This is a genomic window from Arthrobacter pascens, from assembly GCF_030816475.1.
Lineage (GTDB): Bacteria > Actinomycetota > Actinomycetes > Actinomycetales > Micrococcaceae > Arthrobacter > Arthrobacter pascens_B.
Genome location: NZ_JAUSXF010000001.1, coordinates 4284121 through 4300735, shown reverse-complemented (window position 1 = coordinate 4300735; position 16615 = coordinate 4284121). Strand labels below are relative to the sequence as shown.

General features: G+C 61.3%; 15 protein-coding genes. 8 read left to right on the top strand and 7 right to left on the bottom strand.

Going from position 1 to position 16615, the window contains the following annotated elements:
- Positions 1 to 32: 32 nt before the first annotated feature.
- From QFZ40_RS19850 to rpmH, 7 genes are all read right to left on the bottom strand, one after another.
- On the bottom strand, positions 33 to 1100 hold the full coding sequence (locus tag QFZ40_RS19850) for a ParA family protein (protein ID WP_306906511.1): 1068 nt from the start codon (positions 1098 to 1100) through the stop codon (positions 33 to 35).
- A gap of 83 nt (positions 1101 to 1183) precedes the next feature.
- Positions 1184 to 1837, bottom strand: a complete 654-nt coding sequence (gene rsmG / locus QFZ40_RS19845; RefSeq protein WP_306906510.1) for a 16S rRNA (guanine(527)-N(7))-methyltransferase RsmG — start codon at positions 1835 to 1837, stop codon at positions 1184 to 1186.
- Positions 1838 to 1857: 20 nt separating this feature from the next.
- Positions 1858 to 2424: a Jag family protein gene (locus QFZ40_RS19840; protein WP_306906509.1), complete on the bottom strand. Its 567-nt coding sequence runs from the start codon at positions 2422 to 2424 to the stop codon at positions 1858 to 1860.
- Positions 2424 to 3401 (bottom strand): membrane protein insertase YidC, encoded by a 978-nt coding sequence (gene yidC, locus QFZ40_RS19835; protein WP_306906508.1) that lies wholly within the window; start codon positions 3399 to 3401, stop codon positions 2424 to 2426. Before yidC ends, QFZ40_RS19840 begins: the two co-directional genes overlap by 1 nt.
- Positions 3402 to 3417: 16 nt before the next feature.
- On the bottom strand, positions 3418 to 3813 hold the full coding sequence (yidD, locus tag QFZ40_RS19830; protein WP_306906507.1) for a membrane protein insertion efficiency factor YidD: 396 nt from the start codon (positions 3811 to 3813) through the stop codon (positions 3418 to 3420).
- Positions 3806 to 4216, bottom strand: a complete 411-nt coding sequence (gene rnpA, locus QFZ40_RS19825; RefSeq protein ID WP_306906506.1) for a ribonuclease P protein component — start codon at positions 4214 to 4216, stop codon at positions 3806 to 3808. The genes yidD and rnpA overlap by 8 nt, the downstream gene beginning before the upstream one ends.
- A 38-nt stretch (positions 4217 to 4254) precedes the next feature.
- A complete protein-coding gene (gene rpmH, locus QFZ40_RS19820; RefSeq protein ID WP_003800212.1) occupies positions 4255 to 4392 on the bottom strand; it encodes a 50S ribosomal protein L34 in 138 nt (45 codons plus the stop codon).
- A gap of 462 nt (positions 4393 to 4854) precedes the next feature.
- Between rpmH and dnaA the strand changes: the two genes are divergently transcribed.
- The 8 genes from dnaA to QFZ40_RS19780 all read left to right on the top strand — a co-directional run bounded on the left by dnaA (position 4855) and on the right by QFZ40_RS19780 (position 16581).
- Positions 4855 to 6276 carry a chromosomal replication initiator protein DnaA gene (gene dnaA / locus QFZ40_RS19815; RefSeq protein WP_306906505.1) on the top strand — a complete coding sequence of 474 codons (1422 nt, stop codon included), beginning with the start codon at positions 4855 to 4857 and terminating at the stop codon, positions 6274 to 6276.
- Positions 6277 to 6801: 525 nt separating this feature from the next.
- Positions 6802 to 7926: a DNA polymerase III subunit beta gene (gene dnaN, locus QFZ40_RS19810; protein ID WP_306906504.1), complete on the top strand. Its 1125-nt coding sequence runs from the start codon at positions 6802 to 6804 to the stop codon at positions 7924 to 7926.
- A gap of 126 nt (positions 7927 to 8052) precedes the next feature.
- The gene (gene gnd, locus QFZ40_RS19805) at positions 8053 to 8937 is read left to right on the top strand and encodes a phosphogluconate dehydrogenase (NAD(+)-dependent, decarboxylating) (RefSeq protein WP_306906503.1); all 885 of its coding nucleotides are present in this window, start codon (positions 8053 to 8055) and stop codon (positions 8935 to 8937) included.
- Positions 8938 to 8979: 42 nt separating this feature from the next.
- The gene (gene recF / locus QFZ40_RS19800) at positions 8980 to 10200 is read left to right on the top strand and encodes a DNA replication/repair protein RecF (protein WP_306906502.1); all 1221 of its coding nucleotides are present in this window, start codon (positions 8980 to 8982) and stop codon (positions 10198 to 10200) included.
- Positions 10193 to 10756, top strand: a complete 564-nt coding sequence (locus QFZ40_RS19795) for a DUF721 domain-containing protein (RefSeq protein WP_306906501.1) — start codon at positions 10193 to 10195, stop codon at positions 10754 to 10756. Before recF ends, QFZ40_RS19795 begins: the two co-directional genes overlap by 8 nt.
- Positions 10757 to 11142: 386 nt before the next feature.
- Positions 11143 to 13233 (top strand): DNA topoisomerase (ATP-hydrolyzing) subunit B, encoded by a 2091-nt coding sequence (gene gyrB, locus QFZ40_RS19790; protein WP_306906500.1) that lies wholly within the window; start codon positions 11143 to 11145, stop codon positions 13231 to 13233.
- 61 nt (positions 13234 to 13294) lie between these two features.
- Positions 13295 to 15973, top strand: coding sequence for a DNA gyrase subunit A (gene gyrA / locus QFZ40_RS19785; RefSeq protein WP_306906499.1), 2679 nt, complete (start codon positions 13295 to 13297; stop codon positions 15971 to 15973).
- Positions 15970 to 16581 carry a DUF3566 domain-containing protein gene (locus QFZ40_RS19780; RefSeq protein WP_306906498.1) on the top strand — a complete coding sequence of 204 codons (612 nt, stop codon included), beginning with the start codon at positions 15970 to 15972 and terminating at the stop codon, positions 16579 to 16581. Before gyrA ends, QFZ40_RS19780 begins: the two co-directional genes overlap by 4 nt.
- The last annotated feature ends 34 nt before the right edge of the window (positions 16582 to 16615 follow it).

Below are 16615 nucleotides of genomic sequence, written 5' to 3'. Positions count from 1 at the left end.
CCTGACTCCGGTTGTTGCAGTTCTTGAAGATTCTAACGCTCAGCGATTTCGGCTGCGGCTTCCAGATAGGACAGGGCTCCGCTGGAGGAAGGGTCGTAAGTCATAACGGTCTGCTGATAACTCGGTGCCTCCGAGATCCGCACCGAGCGGGGAACCACGGCTCCCAGAACCTGATCGGGGAAATGCTGCCGTACCTCTGCTGCCACCTGTGCCGCCAGGTTGGTGCGGCCGTCGTACATGGTCAGCAGGATAGTGGAGACGATCAGGTCAGCATTGAGGTGCTTCTGGATCATCTCGATGTTCTTGAGCAGTTGACTCAGTCCCTCGAGGGCGTAGTACTCGCACTGGATGGGGATAAGAACCTCGCCGGCGGCACAGAACGCATTGACCGTGAGCAGGCCCAGGCTCGGCGGGCAGTCGATGAAGATATAGTCCAGCCGCTCCTCGCCGTTTTTTTCGCGCGCCTTGGAGTACACGTCAATTGCTCTGCGGAGCCGTTGTTCGCGCGCCACGAGCGAGACGAGTTCAATCTCTGCGCCGGCAAGGTGGATGGTAGCTGGCGCGCATATCAGGTTGCTGATGTCCGGGCACGGCGCCACCACGTCCGCGAGCGGGAAGTCGTTGATCAGGACGTCGTAGATGCTGTCCACATCTGCGTGGTGCTCGACGCCCAATGCTGTGGAGGCGTTGCCCTGTGGGTCGATATCAATGACCAGGACATTCAAACCGGCAGCCGCCAGGGCCGCCGCAATGTTCACTGTGGTGGTGGTCTTGCCTACCCCACCTTTTTGGTTGGAGACCGTGAAGATCCTGGTCTTCTCCGGTTTGGGAAGCTCCCGGCCGAGGAGTCGTTCCCGACGCTTGGTCTCATGTGCTAATTCCCGGGCTATCGGGCTCGAATCATCCATCATGTCGATGACGTTCGTCTTACCCGATGAGGTTGTTTCACGTGAAACAGCTGCCAGAGCAGTGGAATCTGAAGCCGGATTTGGGTGAATACCACCGCGCCCTGGCACGAGGCCCGCCCCAGTTACTGATCGTGCTGACCCCAAGGACACAAACGGGGGAATCCGTTGTGTGGAGGCTTCGCTACTGGTCACTGGGACACACTCACTCTCGTTCAGCCATTGCTGCCGTTGTCTAGCCTAACTGCTTACACCTACAGACCGACGTTACCGGGCCCTCAGCCCGCGATTTTTTGGGACTTGTTTACAACGATGCGCACCACCGTGGTGGGTTCGTCGAGAAGATCGCCACCGACAGAAAGGACGGAGGTCTGAACCCCGCCGAGCTTACGTATCACCTTGGCGGCCTTCTCAATTTCTTCTCCTGCGCTGCGGCCCTTAATGGCAACAACCTCGCCTTTCCCCGCGAGGAGGGGGATGGTGAGGCCGGCAAGGTTACTCATGGCCGAAACGGCACGCGCTGTCACCACATCGGCGTCCACGAGCCCCACGGCAAGTTCCGCGCGTGTACGCATGACGGTGACATTGCCGAGCCCCAAGTCATCCACAACCTCCTGGAGCCAGATCACACGGCGCTCCAGCGGCTCGATAAGAGTCAGTTCCAGGTCCGGACGTGCGATGGCCAGGCACAGCCCCGGAAGGCCGGCGCCGCTGCCCACATCTGCCACATGACTGCCGTGCGCGATTTCACTTTCAATAACCGCGCAGTTCAGCACATGCCTGCTCCACAACCGCGGCACTTCGCGCGGGCCGATAAGTCCGCGTTCCGTCCCGGACGTTGCCAGGTGCTCAACATAGCGTTTGGCGAGGTCCAGGCGGTCGCCGAAGATCTTTTCCGCGGCCAGTAGTTCGGCTGCCGTGATATCAACCATGATTAGCGGATCAGCATTCTCTAGTCAGCGGAGACAACGATATGGCGTCCGGCGCCTTCGCCCTCGGACTCGCTGACCAGGCCGAGGTCCGCAACGGCGTCGTGGACAATTTTCCGCTCGTAGGCGCTCATCGGCTCAAGGGCAACAGCCTTGCCCGTCGCTTTGACCGAGGCTGCTGCATCCTCGGCAATTTTGTGCAGGTGTCCTGCACGCTGGTGGCGGTAGCCATTGATGTCCAAAACCAGGCGGGAGCGGTTCTCCGTAGCAGAAAGGACAGAAAGCCTCGTAAGTTCTTGAAGCGCCTCGAGAACTTCCCCGTCTTCACCCACCAGGCTGTCAAGGCCTTCGGAGCCTTCCTCCGCAACGATGGAGATGTAGGTCCGTCCGTTCCGGACTTCGATATCAATGTCTCCATCGATGTCCGCAATGTCAAGGAGTTCCTCCAGGTAGTCGGCAGCAACGTCACCCTCTTCCTCCAGGCGGCTTGCGGCAGATCCTTTGGGGGACACGTCGGCGTCACTTACGGACTCGTCCTGATCGTCCAGGACCTCGTCGGAAAGGGCGTGATCTGTGCTCTCGGCTGACATTACTTCTTCTTCCTGTTCTTGCGTTGTGGCTGGATACGCTGTCCCTTGCTCTCGGCAATCGCTGCTGCGGCAGCAGCCTCAGCTTCGAGGTCGACCTTCTTGCCACCAAGGATGGGCAGTGCCGGAAGGCCCTTTGCGGCACGCCGCTCGGCCAGGGCCTTGGCTGCGGGCGAACCCGGCGTCGGCATGCGGCGGATAACGAAGAACTGCTGCGCCATGGTCCAGAGGTTAGTGGTGGTCCAGTAGATGAGGACACCGATGGGGAAGTTGATGCCACCCACACCGAACACAAGCGGCAGGATGTACAGCATCATTTTCTGCTGGCGCATAAACGGGCTGGCCATGGCCTCTTCGGACATGTTCTTGGCCATGATCTGCTTCTGGGTGATGAACTGCGAGGCGGTCATGGCCAGGATCATCACGACGGACAGGATATTGACCACCAGCTGCGAGTCGCCGCCGCCGCCGTGCAGGAGAGTCGCGGAGAGCGGCGCGCCGAAGATGCTGGATTCGTCGAACTGCCTGACCTGCTCGACGCTCATGGCCCCAATGCCCTGGCCACCTGCCTTGGCCGAGCTAATGCCCGAGAGGACCTGGAACAGTGCAAAGAAGAACGGCATCTGGATAAGCATCGGAAGGCAGGCCGAGAAGGGGTTGGTCCCGTGCTTCTTGTACATGGCCATCTGCTCCTGCGCCATGGCCTGGCGGGAGAGCTGGTCTGTTTTGCCCTTGTACTTGTCCTGGAGCTTCTTCAGGTCAGGCTGCAGCAGCTGCATGCCGCGCTGGGCCTTGATCTGCTTGACGAACACGGGAATCAGGGCGGCGCGGATGACCAACACCAGACCGATGATGGACAGCGTCCACGTCCAGCCGTTTGCAGCCGGGAGGCCGATGAAGCTGAGTCCGTCATGGAACCCGACCATGATGACTGAAACCAGCCACTTGAACGGGGCCATGATTGTTCCAAAGATGTCCATACGATATCCCTACTCGTCAGGCCGCAAGGCGGCCTTCTCCATCAGTCTGAGCAGCCAGGTACTTGTCCGGGTTGTTCAGCACAACAATTGTGGGGGTGCGGCCCTCAGGCCAGCACTGGTGACCGGCGGGGACATGGTCCACTCCACCCGCGTTCCATGGATGGCAGCGTGCCAGGCGGCGGGCAGCAAGCCAGCTTCCCTTGACGGCGCCATGGACAGTAATCGCTTCAAGGGCGTAGGCCGAACATGAAGGAAAGAAACGGCAAACCTGGCCGTACAAGGGCGAAATCACCTTGCGATAGGCCAGCAGCAGCAGAATGAGGATGTTCCGGGGCAGGTTCCAGACGGCCCTGCCCAGGGCGATGGCCACAGGGTAGAAATAACGGACGACGGCGGCAGTCACGTTATGCACGCTGTGTCCCTTCCTGTGTCGTACGGGTTGAACCGTTTACAGCAGCCCGCGGAAGGCGGCTGCCCAACCGGTTCATGGTCGATTCCAATGCAGCATTGTAGTCCGCCAGCAGTTGGTCCCAACTGGCGGAAGCGGATGCGGGCAGAGCCCGGACCACTATGGCAAATCCCGTGCCGTACTCGCGCAGCGAGGCAGCACCGGCTTCCCTCAGTCTCCTCTTAACGAGGTTCCTGACCACAGCGTTCCCGACACTCTTGGAAACGATGAACCCGATCCGGCTGGGTTCGTCGGCAGCTATAGCTGCCGTATATAACACTACGTTCCGGCGCCCATTGCGGACACCGGAACGTACGGTTGTTGAAAAATCGGTTGCAGTCCTCAAACGGTTACGGGTGGCCAGCACCTTAAACTCGCAAAGAAATGTAAACCGACGAGTCAGTTCTAGGCCGACAGTTCGGTGCGGCCCTTGCCACGACGGGCTGCCAGGATGGCACGGCCGGCACGGGTACGCATACGAAGGCGGAAGCCGTGCTTCTTGGCTCGACGGCGGTTATTCGGCTGAAAAGTCCGCTTGCTCACGTTAGTTACTCCAGTGGATCAAAGGTGCGCCCACCCGATCAAGGGGAAGAACTGGCCGACGCTAAGTTTTGTATATGCACGCTTCCCCGGCTGCTCGAACGCTGTGCGTTGAGACGTCAAGATGGGGCCAAAAAGCGGACACAAAGGACTTCACAACGTTAGGGCAAAATGCACCCTCGAGTCAAACCGACACGGGCCGGGATGCCTGTCCCCAGCTGTGCTTAAGCGCCCTCCACACCCTGTGGATGAACTGGCTCACAACGGCTGTTTTCGAACCACAACGGTGTAATTATCCACAAGCTACTTCCCAGCTATCTTCTGGCGTTTTGATCCCCTAGAGTGGCTCAGTAGCCGATTATCCACGGACTGTGCATAACCCTGTGGATTAAGCTGGGCCAGCATCCTGGTTCCGGACTTGGGGCTGCAGATAATGCAGGCAAGCAAGTTTTGAGGAACTTTTTGATGACAGTAGACGAAGCCAACCACGCCAATACTGTCGGAAGTTCCTGGCGCCGCGTTGTCACCCTGCTGGAGCAGGACGACCGCGTCACACCCAGGCAGCGGGGCTTTGTCATCCTGGCCCAGGCCCAGGGCCTGATCGGTTCAACCCTGCTGGTGGCTGTCCCCAATGAACTCACTCGTGAGGTCCTGCAGACGCAGGTCAAGGACGCTCTGGACGACGCCCTCCACAACGTCTTTTCCGAAGACATCCGTTGCGCCATCGACGTGGACACCGATTTGGTTCCTATCCACGTGGAGCCCGAACTCGTCGTCGAGCCGTCCTTTGCGTCCGATCAGCTGATCGAACAGAAACCGCAGCCGATGCTGCCAAGCACATCCCACGAATTCGGCAGGCTGAATCCCAAGTACGTGTTTGACACGTTCGTTATCGGTTCATCCAACCGGTTTGCCCATGCTGCAGCTGTCGCTGTGGCGGAAGCGCCAGCCAAGGCTTACAACCCGCTGTTCATCTACGGCGATTCCGGACTGGGCAAGACGCACCTGCTGCACGCCATCGGCCACTATGCCCGCCGGCTCTACAGCGGAATCCGGGTCCGCTACGTGAACTCTGAGGAATTCACCAACGACTTCATCAACTCCATCCGCGACGACGAAGGTGCCAGCTTCAAGACCACGTACCGGAACGTGGATGTGCTGCTGATTGACGACATCCAGTTCCTTGCCGGCAAGGACCGGACGCTGGAGGAGTTCTTCCACACATTCAACTCGCTCCATAACAACAACAAGCAGGTGGTGATCACCTCGGACCAGCCGCCCAAGCTGCTGGCAGGATTCGAGGACCGGATGAAGTCCCGCTTTGAGTGGGGCCTCCTGACAGACATCCAGCCTCCCGAACTCGAAACCCGCATCGCCATCCTCCGGAAGAAGGCCCTCAGCGAAGGGCTTTCGGCACCCGACGATGCCCTTGAATACATCGCCTCCAAGATCTCCAGCAACATCCGCGAACTCGAGGGTGCCCTGATCCGGGTAACGGCGTTTGCAAGCCTCAACCGGGAGGCCGTGGACGTCGCCCTCGCAGAGATGGTCCTGAAGGACCTCATCACGGACGATGGCGCCCAGGAAATCACCTCGAGCCAGATCCTCACGCAGACGGCCGACTACTTCAAGCTCAGCATGGAGGAGCTTTGCAGCAAGTCGCGGACGCGCACCCTGGTCACTGCCCGTCAGATCGCCATGTACCTCTGCCGTGAGCTGACGGACATGTCGCTGCCGAAGATCGGTCAGGAACTCGGTGGCCGCGACCACACCACTGTCATCCATGCCGACCGCAAGATCCGCGAGCTGATGGCCGAGCGCCGCGTGATTTACAACCAGGTCACCGAGCTCACCAACCGGATCAAACAGCAGCAACGGGACTCCTGATCCCGCACACTCCTACCTTATTAACAGGGAGCTGTGGACAACCCTGTGGAAACTTAAGGGGACAACCGCCGTTAATGGGCTTAAAACCCTTAAGGCATCTGTGGATCAGCGAAAACGGCGAAACGGTTATCCCCATCCACACCCTGTTTAAAACCTGCACCACCCACAGTCCATGAACAGGCCTTAACCGCTGGATCCTGCTGCCAGATCGGGTTATCCACAGTTTCCACAGCAGTTATTAACACTACTAATCCCAAAAAATCGATTTCCCTCAAACAACAATCTCGATCCGCACTCCGCCCCATGCCGCAAACGCCATGCCCTTGACGGGGCGATCCATGCCGGGGATGGGTTAATCCCGGATCTTCCGGCTAAGCTGTCAGCAGCGCTCCCATCCTTGGGTTTCTCTGTGGTTCGGCAAGCACGGACCATGCAGGTTCACGTGTTTGGGGCAACAACTTTTGAGGCTCCTGGCGGAGTCTCCGGATCAGACATGGCAGCAGCAATGAAAGGCGGCACCCTTCCGTGAAGTTCAGAGTCGAACGGGACGTCCTGGCAGAAGCCGTCACTTGGACAGCCCGGTCGTTGTCTCCGCGGCCGCCGGTACCCGTACTGTCAGGCCTGCTCCTCAAAGCAGAAGCGGGCACTGTCAGTCTTTCCAGCTTTGACTACGAGACGTCCGCCCGGCTCGAAATTGCCGCTGACATCACAGATGAGGGCACAATCCTGGTCTCAGGCCGCCTCCTGGCCGACATTTGCCGCAGCCTGCCGTCCGCGCCGGTGGACGTGGAAACCGACGGCAATAAAGTCACACTGACCTGCCGTCGCAGCAGTTTTCACTTGGCCACCATGCCCGAGGCCGAATACCCGCCTCTTCCTGCATTGCCCGCTATCAGCGGTACCGTCCCGGGTGATGCCTTCGCCCAGGCCGTTTCCCAGGTCATCATCGCTGCAAGCAAGGACGACACGCTCCCGATCCTTACCGGTGTCCGGATGGAAATCGAGGATGACCTCATCACGCTCCTGGCCACCGACCGGTACAGGCTGGCCATGCGTGAAGTCCCGTGGAAGCCTGTCACGCCCGGTATTTCCACCAGCGCCCTGGTCAAGGCGAAAACGCTGAATGAAGTTGCCAAGACCCTCGGCAACAGCGGAGACATCAATCTTGCCCTGGCTGATGACGACAGCAGGCTCATTGGCTTCGAAAGCGGTGGCCGGACCACGACGTCGCTGCTGGTTGACGGTGACTATCCTAAGATCCGCTCGCTTTTCCCTGATTCGACGCCCATCCACGCCACCGTCCAGACGCAGGAACTCGTGGAGGCAGTCCGCCGTGTTTCCCTTGTTGCCGAGCGCAACACACCTGTCCGGCTGGCCTTCACCGAGGGTCAGCTGCACCTGGACGCTGGAACCGGAGAGGATGCGCAGGCCTCCGAAGAGCTGGAAGCACAGCTTTCGGGCGATGACATCACAGTGGCCTTCAACCCTCATTACCTGATTGAGGGACTCAGCGTGATCGAAACCAAGTACGTGAGGTTCTCGTTCACCACGGCGCCCAAACCGGCCATGATCACCGCCCAGGTGGATGCCGACGGTGAAGACCAGGACGATTACCGCTACCTTGTGATGCCCGTCCGGCTCCCCAACTAGTCCCCACCGCCACCCTCGCCTCGCAAGCTCGGCCAGGGAACCCTGGCGGCGTTGGCCCAGACAGTTGTTGTCGTTCTGAGCCCCAAAACGACAACCGACACCCAATGCAGAAAGAGAACCCGCATAATGCACATTGGACTGATCGGCCTCGGAAAAATGGGTTTCAACATGCGCGAACGCCTGCGCAAGGGTGGAATCGACGTCACCGGTTTCGACAGGAACCCGGACGTCACCGATGTTGCCTCCGTGGATGAACTCATTGCCACAGTGCCCGCACCGCGCCTCATCTGGGTTATGGTCCCGTCCGGGGACGTCACTGATGCCGTCATCGCTGAACTTGGGGACAAACTCGATGCCGGGGACCTGGTGATCGACGGCGGCAACTCACGCTTCACGGAAGACCAGAAGCACGGCGCGTTGCTGGCGGAAAAGGGCATCCGGTTCGCTGACTGCGGCGTATCCGGCGGCGTCTGGGGACTGCAGAACGGCTACGGCCTCATGGCTGGCGGCGACGCGGCCGACATTGAGCGGGCCCTGCCGGTTTTTGACGCCCTCCGGCCTGACGGGGAACGCGAGGACAGCTTTGTCCACGTGGGCGGAATAGGGGCCGGCCACTACGCCAAAATGGTTCACAATGGCATCGAATATGGCCTGATGCAGGCCTATGCCGAAGGCTACGAACTCCTCGCCGCCAAGGACATCGTGACGGATCTGCCGGGAACCTTCCGGGCCTGGCAGAAGGGTACGGTGGTCCGTTCCTGGCTGCTGGATCTGATGGTCAAGGCGTTGGACGAGGACCCGGGCCTGCAGACCATCGATGACTACGTGGAGGATTCCGGCGAAGGACGGTGGACCGTGGAAGAGGCCATCGCCAATGCCGTTCCCGCCCCCGCCATCACCGCAGCCCTTTTTGCCCGTTTTTCATCCCGGGAAGACAACTCTCCGGCAATGAAGATGGTTTCCGCACTGCGGCACCAGTTCGGTGGGCATGCCACCCGCCCCGCCAAATAGCCACCCCGGGACCCGCGCGGTTCCGAGAATTCTGAAGACAGCGTGTACCTAGAACACCTTTCGCTGACTGACTTCCGCAGTTACGCCCAGGTTGAGCTCGCCCTGGAACCGGGTGTGACAGTCTTGGTCGGATCCAACGGTATCGGCAAGACAAACCTGATGGAAGCCATCGGGTACCTGGCCACGCTCAGTTCGCACCGGGTCAGTTCAGATGGTCCTCTGCTGCGTTTTGGCATGGACCGCGCCCTGGTCCGGGCCCGCCTGGTCCGGGGCGGCCAGACCGTTGTGCTTGAACTGGAGATCAACGCCAGCCGGGCAAACCGCGGCCGCATCAACCGCAGTAATCCGGTCCGGGCGCGTGACCTCCTGGGAATCTGCCAGACGGTGCTTTTCGCTCCCGAGGACCTAGCCCTGGTCAAGGGAGATCCCGCCAACCGCCGCCGGTTCCTTGATGAACTGCTGGTGAGCCTGGTTCCGCATCATTCCGCAACGCGCAGTGATTACGACCGCGTCCTTAAGCAGCGCAATGCCCTGCTTAAGTCGGCCCGGGCCGGACGATTCACAGCTGGTCATGAGGCAACCCTGGATGTTTGGGACCAGCACATGGCACGTGCCGGTGCTGAGCTTCTCCACGCGCGGCTGGAGCTCGTCGACCGCTTGCGCCCGCACCTGGCGAAGGCATATGGGCAGCTCACGGATGGATCCAAGGAAGCGGACGCCGTGTACCGGTCCACCCTCCAGAACCTGATGGACGACGGCGGCGCTCCCGAACTTGGTGCCGGCGGTGCAAAGGACGTTGGGGACATCGGTATCGGGGATAAGCCGGCCGGGTCTGAAGACCTTTTGCTGCTTTCCGTTGACGAGCTCACCGAACGCTATGTCAGGGCCTTCCAGGCATCCCGCCGCAAGGAACTGGAACGCGGCATTTCTTTGGTGGGGCCGCACCGGGACGAACTGGAGCTGGTTCTGGGCGAGGCCCCGGCCAAGGGCTATGCCTCACATGGTGAAACCTGGTCCATGTGCCTTTCGCTGCGGTTGGCCTCCTATTATGTGATGCTCGACGACGCGCGGACGGGTGGCTCGGCCCCGATCCTTATCCTTGACGACGTTTTTGCCGAGCTGGATGTCCAGCGGCGGCGTAAACTGGCGGCAATAGTCTCCGGCGCGGAACAGGTCCTGGTGACCGCCGCCGTCGACGCCGATATTCCGGAAGAGCTGTCCGGCCGGCGGGTGAAGGTTATCCCGGGAGGAATCGATGAGTAGGAACGACAGAGACCCTGGCGGGCTGCAGCCCGGCCGTGATCCTGACGACATCGATGCGCCCCAGGCGGCACTTAACAGAATGCGCGAGGCGGCCGCGGCTCGGGGCGAGATCCGGCGTGCGGCACCCCGGGCGGGAAGCGCCGCAAAGTCCAAGCGTGGAATGAAGGATACCCGCGGCTTCAGCCAGTTCCATTCGAGCGGACGTGATCCGTTGGGACTGGGCAAGGTGGTGGGACGCTTGGTTGCCGAACGAGGTTGGACGTCGCCTGTGGCGGTTGGATCGGTGATGGCCGAGTGGCCCGCGCTGGTGGGCCCGGAAATCTCCGCTCACTGCACTCCCGAAAGCTTCACGGACACCACCCTTCACGTACGGTGCGATTCAACCGCGTGGGCTACACAGTTGCGGCTCCTGAGCATCAGCCTGCTGGAGAAGTTCAGGACCGAACTGGGCGATGGTGTTGTCACTAAAATCCAGGTGCTCGGACCGTCGGCGCCCAGTTGGCGCAAGGGCGGCCGTACCGTCAACGGCCGCGGGCCGCGTGATACCTACGGATAGCCGTCGCCGTCGACTCTTGAATATTCGTCCGGCGGCGTGTAGAGCGCTGTAACGCCCTGGGGGCGTATAGGAACCCAAAGACCGGCGCGTTGGGACCCCCTAGGCGGGGTCAATGCCCTCACACAGGCACATTGGATCCCGGCGTGGGTCCCGGAATGCGGGTTTAAGTCCCGATTCACGATAGAATCACACCAGATAACTGGGCGCCGGTGAAACGTTGACTGAGTCCGTTTTCCGCACGCTAACAGCTAAGCGGATAGCGGTTCCGCATGTCGACCAAGTAGCCAGCGCCATCAGTTTGCGCCTGTTGGCAGGTGCCTTTCCCTGAAAGAACGCGGGAACGGGACCGGCCGGCCATCATCGAAACAGAGGAGTCGACAGCGCCTGTGGCTAACGACAAGATAGATATCCAGGCAGTGGAACCCGCAGTTGAGGATGCCTTTACACCTGACACCTCCGCTGAAGTTGTGACACCGCGCGAATATGGTGCCAGTGACATTACTGTCCTGGAGGGCCTCGAAGCTGTCCGCAAGCGCCCCGGCATGTACATTGGCTCGACCGGCCTGCGCGGACTCCATCACCTGGTTTATGAAGTGGTGGATAACTCTGTTGATGAGGCCCTAGCCGGATACTGCACACACATCGAAGTGGTTCTCCAGGCCGACGGCGGCGTCAAGGTGGTCGATGACGGACGCGGCATCCCCGTGGACATGCACCCCACCGAGCACAAGCCCACGGTAGAAGTGGTCATGACCATCCTGCACGCCGGCGGCAAGTTCGGCGGCGGCGGCTACGCCGTTTCCGGCGGCCTGCACGGCGTGGGTATTTCCGTAGTCAACGCCCTGTCCAGCCGTGTCGACACCGAGGTGCGGCGCCAAGGCCACGTCTGGCGCATGTCCTTCGCCGATGGCGGCAAGCCACAAGGCGGACTCGTCAAGGGTGAAGAGACGGACCGTACCGGGACCACCCAGACGTTCTACCCCGACGCAGGCATTTTCGAATCAACTGAATTCGAATTTGAGACCCTCCGGGCGCGCTTCCAGCAGATGGCATTCCTGAACAAGGGTCTGCGCATCACCCTGACGGACGAGCGAACGTCCACGGAGAACACCGGCGCTGACGACGACCTGGACCTCGACGCCGTCGTCACCGAAGGCGAGGTCACCGCGGAACACCGCACGGTGGTGTACCAATACGACGACGGCCTGCTTGACTACGTGAAGCACCTGAACTCCGGTAAGAAGGTGGACGTCGTCCATGAGGACGTCATCGCCTTTGAAACCGAGGACACGGAACGCCACATCGCGGTGGAAATGGCCATGCAGTGGACCAGCGCGTATTCCGAAAGCGTCCACACCTACGCCAACACCATCAATACCCACGAGGGTGGAACCCACGAAGAAGGTTTCCGTGCCGCGATGACCTCGCTCATCAACCGCTACGCGCGGGAGAAGGGCATCATCAAGGAAAAGGACGATAACCTCACCGGTGATGACATCAGGGAAGGCCTGACCGCGGTCATTTCTGTCAAGCTTGCCGAACCGCAGTTCGAGGGCCAGACCAAGACCAAACTGGGCAACTCCGAGGTCAAGGGCTTTGTCCAGCGTGTGGTGACCGACCAGCTCGGTGACTGGCTGGAGCGGAACCCCGGACCGGCGCGCGATGTCATCCGTAAGGCGATTTCCGCCGCCCAGGCCCGGATGGCAGCCCGCAAGGCCAGGGACAATGCCCGCCGCAAGAGTCCCCTGGAATCTTTCGGCATGCCGGGAAAGCTGTCCGACTGTTCGTCAAAGGATCCCGCCAAGTGCGAGGTGTACCTTGTGGAGGGCGACTCCGCAGGCGGCTCGGCCAAGCGCGGCCGCAACCCCGAAACGCAGGCCATCCTGCCCCTGCGCGGCAAGATCCTGAATGTGGAGCGGGCACGGCTGGACAAGGCCCTCGGCAATGCCGAGGTACAGTCCATGATCACCGCCTTCGGCACCGGAATCGGAGAGGACTTCGACCTCGCCAAGCTCCGGTATCACAAGATCGTGCTGATGGCTGATGCCGATGTCGACGGCCAGCACATCACCACGCTGCTCATGACGCTGCTGTTCCGCTACATGCGCCCGCTGATCGAAAACGGGTACGTCTACCTGGCCCAGCCGCCGCTGTACCGGATCAAGTGGTCCAACGCTCCACACGATTACGTCTTCAGCGACAAGCAGCGCGATGCAAAGCTCCTTTCCGGCCAGGCGGCCGGCCGCCGCATTCCCAAGGACAACGGCATCCAGCGCTACAAGGGCCTGGGCGAGATGGACTACACCGAGCTCTGGGACACCACCATGGATCCGGACCACCGAACCCTCCTGCAGGTCACGATGGATGACGCCCTGGCCGCAGACCAGATCTTCTCCGTGCTGATGGGCGAAGACGTGGAATCGCGAAGGAACTTCATTCAGCAGAACGCCAAGGACGTCAGGTTCCTGGATATCTGAGGCACTCAGGCCTTTCTGATATTCCATGCCCGACATATACCTGAAACGGAAAATATAAACCATGAGTGACGAAATACCCGAGAACCCGGCGGAATCCGCAGGTCTTCCCGAGGACGTTCTTGAAGGCGACGTGCTGATCGACCGCGTGGAGCAGGTGGACCTGCAGACTGAAATGCAGCGCTCCTACCTTGACTACGCGATGGCCGTTATCGTCGGCCGTGCCCTCCCGGATGTGCGCGACGGCCTGAAGCCCGTGCACCGCCGCGTGCTCTATGCCATGTTCGACGGAGGCTACCGCCCCGACCGCTCGTTCAACAAGTGTGCCCGTGTGGTGGGCGAAGTCATGGGCCAGTACCACCCCCATGGCGACACCGCGATCTACGACGCCCTGGTCCGCCTGATCCAGGACTGGACTATGCGCTACCCGCTCGCGCTTGGCCAGGGGAACTTCGGTTCGCCCGGAAACGACGGCGCGGCCGCCCCGCGGTACACCGAAACCAAGATGGCGCCGCTCGCCATGGAAATGGTCCGGGACATTGACGAGGAGACCGTCGACTTCCAGGACAACTACGACGGTAAGAACCAGGAACCGACCATCCTGCCGGCCCGGTTCCCCAACCTGCTGGTCAACGGCTCCTCGGGCATCGCCGTCGGCATGGCCACCAACATCCCGCCGCACAACCTTCGCGAAGTCGCTGACGGCGTCCAGTGGTACCTCGCCAACCCCACGGCCAGCCGCGAGGAGCTCCTGGAAGAGCTGCTGCTCCGCATCAAGGGACCCGATTTCCCCACCGGGGCCACAATCCTTGGGCACAAGGGCATTGAGGATGCGTACAGGACCGGGCGTGGCTCCGTTACCCAGCGCGCAGTGGTCAACGTCGAGGAACTCCAGGGCCGGACGTGCCTGGTTGTCACCGAGCTGCCCTACCAGGCAAACCCGGACAACCTGGCCATCAAGATTGCCGAGCTGGTCAAGGACGGCAAGATCCAGGGCATCGCTGACCTGCGGGATGAAACATCGGGCCGCACCGGCCAGCGCCTGGTGATCGTGCTCAAGCGCGACGCCGTAGCCAAGGTAGTGCTGAACAACCTGTACAAGCACACCGAGCTGCAGACCAACTTCTCCGCCAACATGCTCGCCATCGTTGACGGTGTTCCCCGCACTCTCAGCCTGGACGCGTTCATCCGCCACTGGGTGACGCACCAGATGGATGTCATCGCGCGGCGGACCCGTTACCGCCTGCGCAAGGCCGAAGAGGAAGCGCACATCCTGCGCGCGCTCCTCAAGGCGCTGGACATGCTGGATGAAGTCATTGCGCTCATCCGCGCGTCCAATACGACTGAGGCCGCACGCGATGGACTGATGCAGCTCCTGGACATCGACGAACTGCAGGCCCGGGCCATCCTTGACATGCAGCTGCGCCGCCTCGCCGCTCTGGAACGCCAGAAGATCCAGGACAGGCATGCCGAGCTCGAGGCCCTGATCGCCGAGTACAACTCCATCCTTGGTTCGGAGGAGCGCCAGCGCGGGATCATCAGCACGGAACTGGCGGAGATCGTCGCCAAGCACGGCGATGACCGACGCACCAAGATCCTGATGGGATTCGACGGCGACATGTCCATGGAGGACCTGATCCCGGAAGAGGAAATGGTCGTCACCATCACCCGGGGCGGCTATGTCAAGCGCACGCGGAGCGATAACTACCGTTCCCAGCAGCGCGGCGGCAAGGGCATCAAGGGTGCGCAGCTGCGAGGCGATGACGTGGTGGAGCACTTCTTCGTGACCACCACCCACCACTGGCTGCTGTTCTTCACCAACCTGGGCAGGGTATACCGTGCCAAGGCCTACGAACTGGTGGAAGCAGGACGTGACGCCAAGGGACAGCACGTGGCCAACCTGCTGGCTTTCCAGCCGGACGAACACATCGCCCAGGTCCTGGATCTCAAGGACTACCAGCATTCGCCCTACCTGGTGCTCGCCACCAAACGGGGCCTGGTCAAGAAGACCCGCCTGGAGGACTACGACACCAACCGTTCCGCCGGCGTAATTGCCATCAATCTCCGGGACGAGGACGAGCTGGTGTCCGCCCAGCTGGTCTCCGAGACGGATGACCTCCTGCTGGTGTCCCGCAAGGGCCAGTCCATCCGCTTCACGGCCACCGATGACGCGCTGCGTCCTATGGGCAGGGCCACGTCGGGCGTCACCGGCATGAAGTTCCGGGAGGACGACGAACTGCTGGCCGCCAACGTGATTACCGACGGCTCGTTTGTGTTCATCGTGACCGAGGGCGGCTATGCCAAGCGGACGGCTGTCGAAGAGTACCGACTGCAGGGACGTGGGGGGCTGGGAATCAAGGTTGCCAAGCTGGCCGAAGAGCGCGGCGACCTCGTCGGGGCGCTCATCGTCCAGGAGGAGGATGAGGTCCTGGTGGTCATGGAGGGCGGCAAGGTTGTCCGTTCCTCCGTCGCAGGCGTCCCGGCCAAGGGCCGTGACACGATGGGTGTCATCTTCGCCAAGCCTGACAAGAATGACCGGATCATCGAGGTGGCACGGAACAGCGAACGCGGGCTTGAGGGCGATGAATCCCTGGAGGATGACGTAACGTTGGCTGAAGAGGCCGGATCCCCCGAGGGATCCGCAGGGTCAGAGGCAATGGCAGAAACAGCACCGGCCGCTGAGTCAGAGGACGCCTCCGGCGAAGCTGAGCCGAATGAAGACTACACCGGAGGTAACGAGTGAGTAATCCCGACTCATATCCCAAGCCGGGCAGCAATGCCCCCGGCGCTACCCGTGAACCCGCGGCTGCCCCCCGGGTGAACGCCCCCGTTCGTCCCCAGCAGCGGCCGGCCGTTCCCGCACAGCGCCCGGTACAGGGCCAGCGCCCGCCGCAGGGCCAGCCCGGACAGGGCCAGCGGCCGGGTGGTCCCGGGCAGCGGACTGCCCAGGCAGCCCCGGGACTGATCAAGCCGGCACCCAAGGCCAAGGTCAGGCGCGCACGCCTTCTCGTCAGCAAGGTGGATCCCTGGTCTGTCCTGAAGATGGCCTTCCTCCTCTCCGTGGCTCTGGGAATCGTCACTGTTGTGGCAGCCATCGTGCTCTGGACGGTCCTGGACCTTACTGGAATTTTCGACCAGGTGGATAGCCTCCTGGGGACCCTTGCCGGGTCCGAAGGCGGCGGATTCGAACTGAAGAAGGTCGCGTCCTTGGGACAGGTTGCCTCCTTTGCCACCATCATCGCCGTAGTGAACGTGGTCCTGCTGACGGCGCTCTCTATGCTGTCCGCCGTGCTGTACAACATCTCCGCAACACTCGTGGGCGGCATCGGCGTTACCCTCACTGACGACTGAAAATGCCGTAATTTTCGGGAGATTTTCCCAACAA

Coding starts and splice junctions, on each gene's coding strand:
- gnd (WP_306906503.1), top strand. CDS start 8,053: ATGCACATTGGACTGATCGGCCTCGGAAAAATGGGTTTCAACATGCGC.
- gyrA (WP_306906499.1), top strand. CDS start 13,295: ATGAGTGACGAAATACCCGAGAACCCGGCGGAATCCGCAGGTCTTCCC.
- rsmG (WP_306906510.1), bottom strand. CDS start 1,837: ATGGTTGATATCACGGCAGCCGAACTACTGGCCGCGGAAAAGATCTTC.
- yidC (WP_306906508.1), bottom strand. CDS start 3,401: ATGGACATCTTTGGAACAATCATGGCCCCGTTCAAGTGGCTGGTTTCA.
- dnaA (WP_306906505.1), top strand. CDS start 4,855: ATGACAGTAGACGAAGCCAACCACGCCAATACTGTCGGAAGTTCCTGG.
- QFZ40_RS19795 (WP_306906501.1), top strand. CDS start 10,193: ATGAGTAGGAACGACAGAGACCCTGGCGGGCTGCAGCCCGGCCGTGAT.
- QFZ40_RS19840 (WP_306906509.1), bottom strand. CDS start 2,424: ATGTCAGCCGAGAGCACAGATCACGCCCTTTCCGACGAGGTCCTGGAC.